At 74.0% G+C, this 13,343-nt stretch carries 14 protein-coding genes and 1 riboswitch; of the genes, 6 read left to right on the plus strand and 8 right to left on the minus strand.

The window, feature by feature from the left end:
- From ACL03H_RS18615 to ACL03H_RS18635, 5 genes are all read right to left on the minus strand, one after another.
- A partial coding sequence (locus tag ACL03H_RS18615) for a nucleotide-binding protein (RefSeq protein ID WP_459561778.1) occupies positions 1-357 on the minus strand: 357 nt, incomplete at its 3' end.
- Positions 354-968 (minus strand): cob(I)yrinic acid a,c-diamide adenosyltransferase, encoded by a 615-nt coding sequence (cobO, locus tag ACL03H_RS18620; protein WP_412812544.1) that lies wholly within the window; start codon positions 966-968, stop codon positions 354-356. The genes cobO and ACL03H_RS18615, both read right to left, overlap by 4 nt.
- Before the next feature lie 414 nt (positions 969-1,382).
- Positions 1,383-3,485, minus strand: a complete 2,103-nt coding sequence (locus tag ACL03H_RS18625) for a putative cobaltochelatase (RefSeq protein WP_412812545.1) — start codon at positions 3,483-3,485, stop codon at positions 1,383-1,385.
- 55 nt (positions 3,486-3,540) lie between these two features.
- Positions 3,541-3,681, minus strand: a riboswitch (cobalamin riboswitch).
- Positions 3,682-3,750: 69 nt separating this feature from the next.
- A complete protein-coding gene (locus tag ACL03H_RS18630) occupies positions 3,751-4,218 on the minus strand; it encodes a GNAT family N-acetyltransferase (protein WP_412812546.1) in 468 nt (155 codons plus the stop codon).
- 221 nt (positions 4,219-4,439) lie between these two features.
- Complete coding sequence (locus ACL03H_RS18635) at positions 4,440-5,207, minus strand: S1 family peptidase (RefSeq protein ID WP_412812547.1); 768 nt, start codon at positions 5,205-5,207, stop codon at positions 4,440-4,442.
- Positions 5,208-5,523: 316 nt separating this feature from the next.
- On the opposite strand from ACL03H_RS18635, the gene ACL03H_RS18640 reads away from it, so the two are divergent.
- The gene (locus ACL03H_RS18640) at positions 5,524-6,150 is read left to right on the plus strand and encodes a LysE family translocator (protein ID WP_412812548.1); all 627 of its coding nucleotides are present in this window, start codon (positions 5,524-5,526) and stop codon (positions 6,148-6,150) included.
- 94 nt (positions 6,151-6,244) lie between these two features.
- On the opposite strand, the gene ACL03H_RS18645 is transcribed toward ACL03H_RS18640, so the two are convergent.
- Together ACL03H_RS18645 and ACL03H_RS18650 are read right to left on the minus strand one after the other, a co-directional pair.
- On the minus strand, positions 6,245-7,069 hold the full coding sequence (locus tag ACL03H_RS18645) for a S1 family peptidase (protein WP_412812549.1): 825 nt from the start codon (positions 7,067-7,069) through the stop codon (positions 6,245-6,247).
- 477 nt (positions 7,070-7,546) lie between these two features.
- The gene (locus ACL03H_RS18650; RefSeq protein ID WP_412812550.1) at positions 7,547-8,353 is read right to left on the minus strand and encodes a helix-turn-helix domain-containing protein; all 807 of its coding nucleotides are present in this window, start codon (positions 8,351-8,353) and stop codon (positions 7,547-7,549) included.
- Positions 8,354-8,390: 37 nt separating this feature from the next.
- On the opposite strand from ACL03H_RS18650, the gene ACL03H_RS18655 reads away from it, so the two are divergent.
- The 3 genes from ACL03H_RS18655 to ACL03H_RS18665 all read left to right on the plus strand — a co-directional run bounded on the left by ACL03H_RS18655 (position 8,391) and on the right by ACL03H_RS18665 (position 10,536).
- Positions 8,391-8,720, plus strand: coding sequence for a hypothetical protein (locus tag ACL03H_RS18655; RefSeq protein ID WP_412812551.1), 330 nt, complete (start codon positions 8,391-8,393; stop codon positions 8,718-8,720).
- A gap of 145 nt (positions 8,721-8,865) precedes the next feature.
- Positions 8,866-9,411: a YbhB/YbcL family Raf kinase inhibitor-like protein gene (locus ACL03H_RS18660; RefSeq protein WP_412812552.1), complete on the plus strand. Its 546-nt coding sequence runs from the start codon at positions 8,866-8,868 to the stop codon at positions 9,409-9,411.
- Between the two features lie 18 nt (positions 9,412-9,429).
- Positions 9,430-10,536: a VanZ family protein gene (locus ACL03H_RS18665; RefSeq protein WP_412812553.1), complete on the plus strand. Its 1,107-nt coding sequence runs from the start codon at positions 9,430-9,432 to the stop codon at positions 10,534-10,536.
- A 188-nt stretch (positions 10,537-10,724) separates the two neighbouring features.
- Here ACL03H_RS18665 and ACL03H_RS18670 read toward each other — a convergent pair whose 3' ends face one another.
- Entirely contained in the window at positions 10,725-11,015 is a 291-nt protein-coding gene (locus ACL03H_RS18670; protein WP_412812554.1) for a PLD nuclease N-terminal domain-containing protein, read from the minus strand.
- A gap of 333 nt (positions 11,016-11,348) precedes the next feature.
- Here ACL03H_RS18670 and ACL03H_RS18675 point away from each other — a divergent pair, with 333 nt between their 5' ends.
- Together ACL03H_RS18675 and ACL03H_RS18680 are read left to right on the plus strand one after the other, a co-directional pair.
- A complete protein-coding gene (locus ACL03H_RS18675; protein ID WP_412812555.1) occupies positions 11,349-12,527 on the plus strand; it encodes a sensor histidine kinase in 1,179 nt (392 codons plus the stop codon).
- Between the two features lie 118 nt (positions 12,528-12,645).
- Entirely contained in the window at positions 12,646-13,290 is a 645-nt protein-coding gene (locus ACL03H_RS18680; RefSeq protein ID WP_412812556.1) for a response regulator, read from the plus strand.
- Positions 13,291-13,343: the final 53 nt, after the last annotated feature.

Consider the following 13,343-nt stretch of genomic DNA (forward strand, 5'->3'; position numbering starts at 1 on the left):
GAACAGCAGCCGCGGGGGGGGGGGGGGGGTGGGCCGTTCCCCCCCCCCCCCCCCCCCGGGCCCGTCGATCTTGCCGTCGAACAGGCCCATCACGCCCTCGGCGACCGCGAGGTCGGCACCGGCGCTGCCGTGCCGGAACAGCGGCGCGATCCGCTCCTCCCCCACCAGCACCGGGTCCAGGTTCCGCCCGGGCAGCCCCGAGGCGATCCGGTGGTACCCGGGGTCGATGTAGTCCGGTCCGACCTTGAACGGCGCCACCCGCAGCGAGCGACGGCGCAACGCGCCGAGCAGCCCGGTCGCCACCGTCGTCTTGCCCTGCCCCGAGCCGGGGGCGGCGATGACGACGCGCGGGCTCACCACTCGATGCCCTTCTGGCCCTTCTGGCCGGCGTCCATCGGGTGCTTGACCTTGGTGGTCTCCAGCACGAGGTCGGCGGCCTCCACCAGCGCCGGCGGCGCGTTCCGGCCGGTGATCACGACGTGCTGGTGGCCGGGGCGGTCGCGCAGGGTCGCGACGACCTCGTCCACGTCGACCCAGCCCCAGTGCAGCGGGTAGGTGAACTCGTCGAGCACGTACATCCCGTGCCGCTCGTCGGCGAGGCGGCGGGCGATCTCCCGCCAGCCCTCCAGCGCGGCGGCGGCGTGGTCCTCCTCGCTGCCCTGCTTGCGCGCCCAGGACCAGCCCTCGCCCATCTTGTGCCACTCGACGGGACCGCCCTCCCCGGTCTCCTCGTGCAGCCTGCCGAGGGCGCGGAACGCGGTCTCCTCGCCGACCTTCCACTTCGCCGACTTCACGAACTGGAACACGCCGAGCGACCAGCCCTGGTTCCAGCCGCGCAGGGCCATGCCGAAGGCGCTGGTGGACTTCCCCTTCATCTCCCCGGTGTGCACGACCAGCAGCGGGCGGTTGCGGCGCTGCCGGGTGGTGAGGCCGTCGGCCGGAACGGTGGATGGCTTTCCCTGAGGCATGGCCCGACCCTAGGTCACGGATGGCGACGCCCGGGGCGAGCTGTATCCGAGCTCATCCGCTCCGGGGCGACGATTTCCCGGCTCGTCCGCTCGGGGCGGGGCGACGATTTCCCGCTCCGCCAACGAGGACGGCGCCGGAGGCGCTGATCGGACCCCCGCGCGCGCCCTGCCCTTCGAGACGTTCTCCGCCGAGCGCGGACGATCTCCGGCGCCGCGCGCCGGGTCTCGCGGCGAGCGGACTCCGGGGCCGCACAAGGACAAAAAAGCACCCCCGCGCTCAACCGACCTGGGGGTCATCGGGAGCGCGAGGGTGCTTCGTGGTCCACCCCTGGGGGTCAGGTGGACGATTCACAGCTTACCAACTTCGCCGGGATATTCCTACTCCGTCCGACTGGTGTCGTAATCGAATCGGAATCAAGCAGCGCGAGACCCCACGTCCCGGGCAGCGCGGACCACCCCGGCGACGGCGTCCGCGGACAGCTCATCCAGCCGGAGGCAGGCGCCACCCAGGGCGGCCGCGACCTGCGCGGCGAGCCCGAGGCGCACCACGCCCTGCTCGCAGTCGACCACCACGGAGGCCACGCCCAGCCCGCCGAGCAGTCCCGCCGCCCGCATCGAGTCCCGCACCGCGCGCTGCGCCCGGCTCCGCCCGTCACCGCCCTCCCCGGCGGGAACAGTTGCCTTGCCGTCGGTGAGCAGGACCAGCAGCGGACGCCGCTGGGGGTCGCGGGTGCGCTCGGTGCCGACGACCTGCCGGACCTTGAGCAAGCCCGCGGCCAGCGGGGTGCGGCCCCCGGTGCGCAGGTCGCGCATCCGGGTGGCGGCGATCTCCACCGAGGAGGTCGGGGGCAGCGCCAGCTCGGCGTCCGCCCCCCGGAAGGTGACCACGCCGACCTTGTCCCGGCGCTGGTAGGCGTCCCGCAGCAGCGAGAGCACGGCACCGCTCACCGCCGACATCCGCTCGCGGGCGGCCATCGAACCGGAGGCGTCCACGGCGAACAGCACCAGGTTGCCCTCCCGCCCCTCGCGGACCGAGCGGCGGACGTCCTCGCGCCGCAGCACGAGCCCGGGGCCGCCGCGCCCGCGCGCCCGCTGGTGCGGGGCGGCGGCGATCAGCGTGGCGGGCAGGTGCACGCCATGTCCGTCCACTGTGGAGGCACGAACCGCCTGTCCGCTGCGGGAACGGGCGCGGGAGCGCCTACCGGGGGCGCCCTCGCCGATGCCGGGGACCTCCAGCAGCCGGGCCCGGAACGCCGGAGCGGGCGCGGCCGGGGGCTTGTCGGCGGGAGCCGGTCCGCGCTCCCCGCCCCGGCCGTTCCCGTCCTGCTGCCCGGCACCGCCGGCGTCGTCGTCCGGCGCGGGCGCCTCCCCGCCACCGGGGCCGTCCGGGCCGTCCTGCGGACCGCCGTCCGGGGAGCCACCGCCACCCGGGCCGTCCCCGGGGCCGTCCGGGTCGTCGTCCGGATCGCCGTCGCCGGAGTCCTCGCCCGCGTGCTGCGCGGCGTCCTGGAGGGCCTGCTGCAACTGGTCCTCCTCCACCCCGGGCTCGTCGAACGGGTCGCGGCGGCGGCGGTGCGGCAGCGCCAGCCGGGCCGCGGCCTCCACATCGGACTCCGCCACCTCGTCCGCGCCGCGCCAGGCGGCGTGCGCGACGGCGGTGCGGGCCAGCACCAGGTCCGCGCGCATCCCGTCCACGTCGAAGGAGGCGCACAGGGCGGAGATGCGCCGCAGCTCGGAATCGGGCAACCGCACCGCGTCCACCCTGGACCGGGCCTCGGCGATCCGGTCCGCCAGCTCGGCGTCCGGCCCGGCCCACCGCTCGGCGAAGCCGGCCGGGTCGGCCTCGAAGGCCAACCGCCTGCGCACCACCTCGGTGCGGGTCGCCACGTCCCGAGACGCCGCGACGTGCACGGTCAGCCCGAACCGGTCGAGCAGCTGCGGCCGCAGCTCGCCCTCCTCCGGATTCATGGTGCCCACCAGCAGGAAGGAGGCGGCGTGCGTCACCGACACGCCCTCGCGCTCCACGTGCGCGCGACCCATCGCCGCCGCGTCGAGCAGCAGGTCCACCAAGTGATCGTGCAGCAGGTTGACCTCGTCGACGTAGAGCACGCCGCGGTGCGCGGCGGCGAGCAGCCCCGGCTGGTAGGCGCTGATCCCCTCGGCCAGCGCGCGCTCCAGATCCAGCGAACCGACCAACCGGTCCTCGGTCGCGCCGACCGGCAGCTCCACCAGCTCGGCGGGCCGGACCTCGCCCGGGGCGGGCCCGTGCGGGCCGTCGGGGCAGCTCGGGTCGGGCCGGTGCGGATCGCAGCCGAAGCGGCAGCCGGGCACGACCTCCAGCGCGGGCAGCAGCGACGCGAGGGCGCGCACCACCGTCGATTTCGCGGTGCCCTTCTCGCCGCGCACCAGCACTCCGCCGATGCGCGGGTGCACCGCGTTGAGCAGCAGCGCCAGCCGCAGGTCGTCATGCCCGACCACGGCGGTGAACGGGAAGCGCGGGCTCCCGGGAGCAGACATGCCAGGTTCCTTCCTCGGGTCTCGGACGCCCCGATGTCGGCTGTGCCGGGCGAGGCAGTGTCCTGGCTCCCGGATCAGCGCGGAACTCCGGCCTTCCCAGGCAGCAGCGTCCGCTGACGCGCCCGGTGGCTCGCGGGGGAGGTCCGCTCCCCGGTCACAGTGGCGCCGACCGCGCCGGATTCGCACCGGCTTCCTGACCTGCCCAGGCTGGGACCAGCGTGCATCGTCGCAGATCACGCTCGGCCGAGGAACCGCGTCGGCGGGCTCAGCCGCGCGGAGCGGGGCATCGGCGCATGTCGACGTGCGGGATGCCGTCTTCGAGATACTCCTCACCCGCGGGCTCGAAGCCGAAGCTCCGGTAGAAGTCCTGCGCGTGGCTCTGCGCGGAGAGGGCGGCGGGGGCGCGCTGGATCTCCGCCAGCGCCGCGCGCATCAGCTTGCGCCCGAGGCCGAGACCGCGCGCGCTCTTCGCGGTGGCGACGCGGCCGATGCGGAAGCCGCCATCGGGGTCTTCCAGCAACCGGAGGTAGCCGAGCACGTACCCGTCGGCGGAGTCGATCCAGAAGTGGCGGGTGCTGTTCTCCAGGTCCCGCCCGTCGAGCTCCGGGTACGCGCAGTTCTGCTCGACCACGAACACGTCCACGCGCAGGCGGAGCATGCGGTAGAGGTCCTCGGCGTCGAGGTCGGCCGTGTAGGCGCGGTGGACGGCGGTGGCGAGCGGTTGCAGGGTCACCCCCACGGGATATCACATTCCGGCTACGGAACCCCCATCACCTGCGGCGGGAGTAGCGCACGACACGCTCCGCGATCAGGGGTCCGCGGCGCCGCCCGAGCGGGAAGCGCTGCGCACGCCCCGACGACCCCGGGGAAACGGACATTCCACGCGACCAGCGCCCTCCCCGGGGTGGGCGGCTGCCGCCGGGCCGGCGCGCGGGCGGGCGCGCGGGCGGGCGGTCAGAGCCGCGCCGCCACCGCGTCGGCCACCGAGGAGACCCGGGTGTACACGCCCGGCACGCCGGGGCGACCGCATCCGGTGCCGTAGGAGACCACGCCGATCAGCATCCCGTCCGCGACCAGCGGGCCGCCGGAGTCGCCCGCGCACGCGTCCCTGCCCCCGTCGGGCACGCCCGCGCAGACCCGGGTTCCCGGATCGTGCTCCGGATAGGCGACCCGGCACCCGGCGTCGTCGCTGATCGCGACCTCGACGGAGCGCAACACCTCGGAGGAGGGCCCGGTCTCGGTGGTGCGACCCCAGCCGAAGACCCGCGCCGGGGCGCCGGGCCGGTAGCGCTCGGTCTCCTCCGCCCCCGCGAGCGGCAAGGTCGGCTCCGGTGCGGGCTCGGCGAGCGTCAGCACGGCGACGTCGTCGCCCGCGGTGACGTCGCGGAAGCCGGGGTGCACCCAGACCTCGCCCACGGTGCGCACCGCGCCGGTGCTCGCGCGCAGGTCCGGCCGCCCGCTGATCACCCGCAGGCCCGCGGGAGCGCGCGAGTCCACGCAGTGCGCGGCGGTGACGACCTTGACCGGGGTGACCAGCGTGCCGCCGCAGAACTGGCGGCCGTCCCGGTCGGTCAGCGCCACCACCCAGGACGCGGACGCCTCCTCGGTGCCGCCGAGCACCCGCTCCCCGGCGTGGGCCGGGGCGGCGAGCAGCGCGAGGGCGGCGGTCGCCGCGAGGCCTCCGGAGGCCGTCCGGACGGCTGGGCGGGCGTGGTCGGACACGGCGACCTCCTGGCTCGCTGCTGCGTACGGCGGCACACGGTAGCGAGCCGATCACCGCGAGATCACGAGGGCGAGGTCACACCGCATCACAAGAATTTTTCGTTAATATGGCTACAGGCAGGAAAAGCTGCGGAGCATAAGCACGGCCGATCGCCGTTCCTCCCGCATTCCAGCCTTCCGATCCGGGACGACCGCGACGCGGCGGCTCCCGGATCACCCCCGATCCGGTGACACCCGCCGGTGGGCACACCCGCCCACCGGCCACCTCCGCGCGCGAGATCCGCGCCGCGACCCGAACCCGAGGAGCGACCCCGTCATGCTGCTGGACCTCACAACCCTGCCGGCGTTCCTGATCGCCAGCGCGGTGGTGGTGCTGACCCCCGGGGTCGACGCGTTCCTGCTGCTGCGGACCTCGCTGCGGCGGGGCGTCGGCGCGGGACTGCGCGCGCTCGCCGGGATCCACACCGCGAGCGTCCTGCAGGTGGCGCTGGTGATCTGCGGCCTCGGCACCCTGATCGCGAACAACCCGGGAGTGCTGGCCGCGCTGAAGTGGGCGGGCGCCGCCTACCTCGGCTACCTCGCGATCATGATCGTGCGCGGCCTGTGGCTGACCCGAGCCGAGACCGGGGAGGGGCTGGAGCGCGGCACCACGTCCGGCCGGCCGTACTGGCAGGGCCTGCTGAGCAACCTCACGAACCCGAAGATGCTGCTGTTCAGCCTGGCGTTCCTGCCGCAGTTCGTGGGTGCGGCGACCTCTCCCCCGCTGCAGCTGGTGCTGCTGGGCGCGGTGTTCCTGGTGCTGGCCGCGATCTGGGAGCTCGTCATCGTGCTGGCCGCCGCTCGCATCGCCGACCGGCTGCGCCGCCCCAGCATCGCCCGCTCCCTGGACGTGGTCAGCGCGGCGGCATTCCTCACCATCTCCGCGGGACTCGTCGCCAGCTGATCGCCAGGCGGAGCGGGCGACGGTCGGGGGAACAGCGGAAACAGCAAGGACCGGGGCGGACCCCGGTCCTTGCTCCCCGACCACCCGCGTCGGCTCAGCCCAGCTGGGCCCGCACCTCGTCGTGATAGGTGCTGACGCGGGTGTACACGCCCGGAGTCCCCGGCCGGGCGCATCCGTTGCCCCAGGAGACGATCCCGATCAGCCGCCCGTTCGCCACGAGCGGGCCGCCGGAGTCCCCCTGGCAGCTGTCCTCCCCGCCTTCCGGCAGGCCCGCGCACACCATGGCGGCGGGGTCGTACTGCCCGCCGTAGGCGCGCGAGCAGTCCTGGTCACCGCTGATCGGCGGGTGCGTCTGGCGCAGGGTTCGGGAGGGCGAGCCGCCCTCCTCGGTGGTCCCCCAGCCCAGCACCGTGGTCGCCGTCCCGGGCTCGTAGAGCGCCTCGTCCCGCGCGGAGGCCAGCGGCAGTGTCCGCCGGTTCAGCGACTGGTCGACCGTGAGCACCGCGACGTCCGCGCCGGTGCTGGCGCTCTGGAACCGGGGGTGCACCCAGACGTCGCGGACCGCCGCCTCGGTCCCCTCCTCGGTGGTCTTGTCGTCCCGGCCGGCGACGACGGTGATCCGCGAAGGAGCACTGCCCGTGACGCAGTGCGCCGCGGTGACGACCTTGGTGTCGCCGACGATCGTGCCGCCGCAGAACTGGTTCCCGGCGGAGTCGGTGAGGTAGACGGCCCACGGGTACTGGGCGGTGCTCGCCGCCTCGCCGCCGACGATCCTGGCGCCGACCGGACCCGCGGACTCCGATCGCGGCGGGGCGCTCGCGCCCGCCGGAGCCGTGATCGCGACAGAGGCCAGCGCGGCCGCGGCGAGTGCCCCGGACGCCGACCACCACCGGGTGCGCAAGCGCTGTGTGCGTGTCATCCCGCTGCTCTCCATCCCCCGGAGCCCGTGCGGCGCGGTCGGGGCGACCGGCCCGCCTCCGGCTCGTGACAGTGTCGCGGAGCGAGCCGATCACGGCGCGGCAATCGTCCACAACGGCCGATCGGCGTTACCTGATCAGGTGATATATCGGGAGAAAATCCCTCGCGGGGAGCAGTGCATTCAGTCCACATCGGACGAATCGGGAACGGCGGCGAACTGGTGCCGACGCGGCCCGCGCGAGCACCCGGGCCCGGCCGGGCCGCCCGCGACGCTCGCGCAAACGGGTTCGCGGTCACCCGGTCGGCGCAGGAGATCACCGGACCGGAGCAACCCGCCGGCCGTGGCGCTTCCCGACCCCGGGAACCACCGAGGGGGTCGGAGATCGCGTCCGGCCGACGCCACCCGGCCGCGCCCCGCCCCGAGCGGCCGAACGGGTCACTTCCCGTCCGCGCCCGGGCGGCGGCCGGGCAGACGCGGTCAGAGCTCGCCGAGGATCCGCTGGATGAGCTCGGCCGCGGCATCGGGGGTGAGGGCGAGCCGCAGGATGTCGCCCAGCATCCCGCGGTAGGAGCTCACGGCGCGCTCGGAATCCAGGAAGGCGGCGGCGTGGTGGTTTTCGACGTAGACGACGTCCGGCTCCCCGTCATATTCCAAAAGCAGAAATGACCCGTGCAGTCCGGGATAGGCCCCGACCGAACGCGGAACGAGTCGCAGGCACACGTGCTCGGATTCCACCATCATCAGCAAGTGCAGCAGCTGCCGCTTCATCACCCCGGGAGAGCCGATCGGGCGGCGCAGCGCCGTTTCCTCCAGCACCGCGTGGAACAGCGGGGCGCGGGATCGGCTCAGAATGATCTGCCGGGCCATCCTGGTCGCGACCAGTTCGTCGAGTTCTTCTTCGGAACGCCCCGGTTCCATACCCGAGATGACCGCCCGCGCGTATTCCGGCGTCTGCAGCAGGCCGGGTATCAGCATCGGCTCGAAACTGTGCATCCGGACGGCTTTGCCCTCGTAGTCGAGGAAATCGCGCCACCGGGCGGGCGCGGCGGACGCGCGCTGCCACCACGCGGAGCGACCCGCGTTGCGGGCCAGCTCCACCAGGTGCGCCCGCTCCCGTTCACCCACCTCGTAGAGCCGCAGCAGGGCGGTGACGTCCGCGAGCTGCACTCCGCTGGCGCCGGTCTCGATGCGGCTGATCTTGCTCCCGGACACGCCGAGCCGCGCTCCGGCGGCGGTGCAGCTGAGCCCGGCGCGCTCCCGGTGGCGGCGGAGTTCTGCCGCCACCTGACGGGACCGGACTGACGTGTGGCGATTTCCCGGCATGACTGCGCTTTCCCCCAGCATCGACATCCCTGGCTCGGATCTGGCGAAATCCGGCGTGGCCGAAGACCGGGCCGCGCGGATCAGTGAACATGTGTACACCATCGGACCGGGCCGCTTTTCCGGACGTCCGGAATCCGGCGGACCGATTCTCGCAGTGGGCGATCACGCGGTTTCCGGAGCCACCGCGCACCGGCGAAACCGGCAAAGGAAAGTACCGCGCGGAATTGCGCCGATCTCACCTGACCGCAGCCTTCCACACCGGGATCGGCATGGCTCGATATCCATGATCTCGATCCCCGCCGACAGCGACAATAACTCGATCAAGTGAATACTTGCACGGGTTGCATCGGCAGTGGTCGCGGTCGGTGCGCGGCGCCTCCCGGCCGGGACGGCCCCAGCCTTCCCACTAGGCTCCCCCCGGGCGACACCGATGATCGTCCAGGCCCTGCCGCCCGTCGCGAGAGGAAGATCGCATGAGCCTGCAACGCCCGATCGACCCGGACCCGTACTCGCTGCTGCCGGAGGTGCCCTCGTTCACGCTCACGTCCGAGGACGTCCGCGCGGACGAGCCGATGTCCCTGGCGCACGTCTACAGCGGCATGGGCGCGGGCGGCGAGAACCGCTCCCCGCAGCTGAGCTGGTCGGGCTTCCCCGACGGGACCCGCAGCTTCGTCGTCACCTGCTTCGACCCGGACGCACCGGTGCCGGGCGGATTCTGGCACTGGACCGTCGTCGACGTGCCGGCCGAGGTCACCTCGCTGGACACCGGCGCCGGCTCCGCCAACGGCGCCGGGCTTCCCGAGGGCGCCTTCCAGGTGCCCAACGACCTCGGCGAGCGCGCCTACGCGGGCGCCGCGCCGCCGCCCGGGGACCGGCCGCACCGCTACATGTTCGCGGTGCTCGCGCTGGACGTGCCGAAGCTCGGGGTGGACGACCAGGTCACGCCCACCGTCGTCAACTTCACGGCGCTCGGCCACGTCCTCGGCCGCGCGGTGCTGAGCCCCACCTACGCGCACTGACCCCGGTAGGAGGTCCCGGTGCACATCCGGGTGCTGCCCGCGGTGGCCGCCGCGGTGGTCGCGGTGGCCCTCGTGGTGCTGGTGTTCGTGCCCTACGTGGCCCGGGAGCACCGCAGGCGCGGTGAGCTGCGGCCCGGCACGGTGCTGCTGGCCGCGGCCGCGCTGCTCTACGCGCTCGGCCTGGTCGCCTACGTGCTGGTGCCGCTGCCGCCGGTGGGACCCGGGTTCTGCGAGGTCTTCGGCGACCTGCGCCCGCAGTGGCGGCCGTTCGCGGGGTTCGACCAGGTCCGGCGCCCCGGCAGCTGGTCGGAGCTGACCGGGCTGCTCACCGACTCCTCGGTGCAGCAGTTCGGCTTCAACGTGCTGCTCTTCGTGCCGCTGGGCATGTTCGTGCGGCACCTGCTGCGCGAGGGGATCGGTGGCGCGGTGCTCGCCGGGTTCATGACCTCGCTGGCGGTGGAGCTCACCCAGATCACCGGGATCTGGTTCCTGTACCCGTGCCCGTACCGGCTGTTCGACGTCGACGACCTGATCGCGAACACCTCGGGGGCGCTGCTCGGTGCGCTGCTGGCGCCGGTGCTGCGGCGGATCCCCGGTCAGCTCGACCGCGCCGAGGCGGGCTCGCCCCGCCCGGTCGGTCCCTACCGCAGGCTTCTCGGCATGGTGTGCGACGTGCTGCTGCTGTGGTGGCTGGGCGTGGCGCTGGCCCGCGCCGCCGATCTGCTGCTGCGCCTCGGCGGGGTGGACCTCGCTCCGGTGGCGCGGCTGTGGCTGGAGTCGGCGGCGCTGTGGTTCGTCCCGGCCGCCGTGCTGCTGCTCGCCACCGCCGCCGGGCGGGGCAGCTCGCTGGGACAGCGGGCGGTGCTGCTGCGCGTCGTGGATGACGGGAGTCGGCCCCGGATCCGCGCGGTGCTGCGGCGCTGGCTGGCGGGGCTGGGCGGGCTCGCGCTGGCCGAAGGGTTGATCAACGCGCTGTTCCCGGTCGCGGGGACCGCGTTCGCGCTCGCCTGGTGCGCGGCGCACGCGCTGGTGGTGCCGCGCAGCCGCCACCACCGGGGGCTCACCGGCGTGCTCGCGGGCACCGACCTGGTCGACGCCCGCGCCACCGCCGAAGCGGTCCGATGACCGCTCGCGGAACCGCGTCCACCGCGGCGCCCTCCAGGTGCTCGCGGCGGAGCCGGTGAGCGGCGCGGACCGGCCTCGGTTCGCGCCGGGGTCGGCGCGAGGGCGCCGTGCGGGGAGCTCCCGCGCCCCGGGGAGGGACGCCGGGAGCTCGCCACCGGACCCCTGCGCAGGACGGGTGCACGGGGCGGTCAGGCGGTCGTGACCGGCTGTTCGGCGGGGGCGGGGCCCCGCGTGCTGGAGCGGCCGAGCAGGAACCAGAGCACGCAGCCGAGCACCGGCGCGAACAGCACGATCAGCGTCCAGACGGCCTTGCCGGTGCTGTCGGCCTCGGAGCGGAAGATGCTGACCAGCGCGCCGATGAACAGCGCGAGCAGGCCGAGCCCGATGAGCACGGGGACGGCGATCGCCAGCACGGTCAAGAACGCGTGGGGCGTGGTGTCGGCGGCCTGGGCGAGCGCGGTGAGCTGGATCTCCGGCATGGGAGTGCCTCCTGTTCGTGTTCCCGGCGCAGAAGCCGGGGTCCTCGGTGCCGGTGGCCGTTGCCAGCGACGAGAACGATCGTGCCCCGGGCCGGGGTCCGCGCACGTCGGCTGAGCGGTCCGGATCGACTTGGCGGAAAGTCGTACGCCCGGCTGTCCCGAAGCGGGACGCCGCGCGCGGCCCTCGCGCAGGACGCTGGTCCCCGGAGAGGAGCAGGACATGATCACTGCGCAAGAGCGGGCGGGCGCCGCCGGGGAAATCGCCACGAGCGGGAGCGCCGCGTTCGGCAGGTGGGGCGCGTGATGCAGTGGGCCGCCGCTTACCGTGACCGGGTGCGAGAGGGAAGCAAGTGGGAGACCAGGCTGGCGTGGTGGGACGGGAAGTTCCGCTCCCTGCTGCTGGACCTGTTGATCGCGTTCTTCGCCGTGGCCATGCCGGACGATCCGGCGCCCTGGCAGCAGTGGGTGCTGATCCCGGGCAACATCGTGCTCTTCTGCGCGCTGCTGCTGCGCAGGCGGTTCCCGTGGGCCGCGGTGATCGTCGCCGCCGCGATGTCACCGCTCGGGGGAACGGACGGCGCGGGTACGGCTGTCGTGGTGGCGGCCTACACGATGGCCAGCAGGCGCGGGCCGAGCGCCTCGACCTGGGGCTCCGTCGCGGTGATCGGAGCGGCGCTGGTGGTGCGGCTGCTGCTGCCCGAGACCGGCAGGCTGTGGGAAGACGGGCTGATGACGGTCTTCCTGGGCCTGACGTTCGGCATCGTCGCGATGGTCGGGATGCCGACGCTGCTGGGCCTGTGGCTGTACGGGCGCCAGGACCTGCTGCGCAGCCTCCGCGAGCGGGCGGTGCAGGCCGAGCGGGAGCGCGACCTGCTCGCCGAGCGGGCCGTCACCGCCGAGCGGCGGCGCATCGCCCGCGAGATGCACGACGTGGTGGCCCACCGGGTCAGCGTGATCTCGCTGCAGGCGGGGGCGCTGACGATGACCGCCAAGGACCAGCGGACCGAGGAGGTCGCCGAGGTCATCCGGGTGTCGAGCTCAGCGGCGCTGAGCGAGCTGCGGGAGATGCTGCGCGCGCTGCGCGACGACGCCGAGCACCCGGGCGGCGATCACGCCGCGCCGACCCTGGACGGGGTCCAGGAGCTGGTGGCCGACTCGGTGGCCGCGGGCGCGGACATCGCGCTGGAGCTGCCCGGGGAGATGCCGGAGACCACGTCCGCGGTCGGCCGCGCGGCCTACCGGGTGGTGCAGGAAGCCCTGACCAACGCGGGCAAGCACGCTCCCGGTTCCCCGGTCCGCACCCGGGTCGCGGCCGAGGAGGACTGCCTCGTGGTGGAGGTCGTCAACGGGCGCGGCGGCGGGGCCACCGTGGTCGAGGGCTCGGGGTACGGGCTGATCGGGATGCGGGAGCGGGTCACCCTCGCGGGCGGCACCCTGCAGGTCGGCCGCACCGAGGGCGGCGGCTACCGCGTCCGCGCGGCCTTCCCCGCCCTGGAACCGGCCACCGCCTGACCGGCGCGGGCGCGCGGGCCGATCACCTCGGACGGCTCGTCGCGGACGAGCCGGGTGCCGCTGCCGGGACCGCGCTGGATACCGTGGGGCGGCAACGTCGTCGGGCACGGGGAGTCACGTGGGCGTCAGGGTGGTCCTGCTGGAGGACGAGGAGCTGGTGCGCGGTGGCATCCGCCTGATCCTCGAATCCGATCCGGGCATCGAGGTGGCCGCCGAGGCCGCCGACGGTTCCACGATCGTCGACCTGATCGCCAAGCACCAGCCGAACGTGGTGATCACGGACATCCAGATGCCCCGGGTGGACGGCCTGGAGGTGACCAAGCGGGTCGCGGCGCTGCCGGACCCGCCCGCGGTGCTGGTGCTGACGACCTTCGACGTGGACGAGTACGTGCACGCCGCGCTGCAGGCGGGCGCGTCGGGATTCCTGCTCAAGGACACCCCGCCCCGGGAACTGGCGGCCGCGGTGCACACGGTGGCCTCCGGGGAGGCGATGCTCTCGCCGCGGATCACCAAGCGGCTGCTCGGCGCCTTCGCGGCGGGCAAGGAGAACTCCGACGCGCGCCGGAAGCTGGAGCAGCTCACCGCCCGCGAACGGGAGGTGGCGATCGCGGTGGCGCAGGGCCTGAGCAACGCGGAGATCGCCGCGCACCTCTACATGAGCGCCTCCACCGTGAAGGTCCACATAGGACGAATCATGGGCAAGCTCGGCGCCTCGAACCGGACCCAGGTCGCCATCGCCACCCACGACGCGGGCCTGGCCTGACGCGAGCTCCCGACCGCTCGTGCGCGGCCGGGAGCGGTCTCGGCCCCGCCCTG

The sequence above is a fragment of the Saccharopolyspora antibiotica genome (assembly GCF_047200635.1).
In the GTDB taxonomy this organism is placed as follows: domain Bacteria; phylum Actinomycetota; class Actinomycetes; order Mycobacteriales; family Pseudonocardiaceae; genus Saccharopolyspora_C.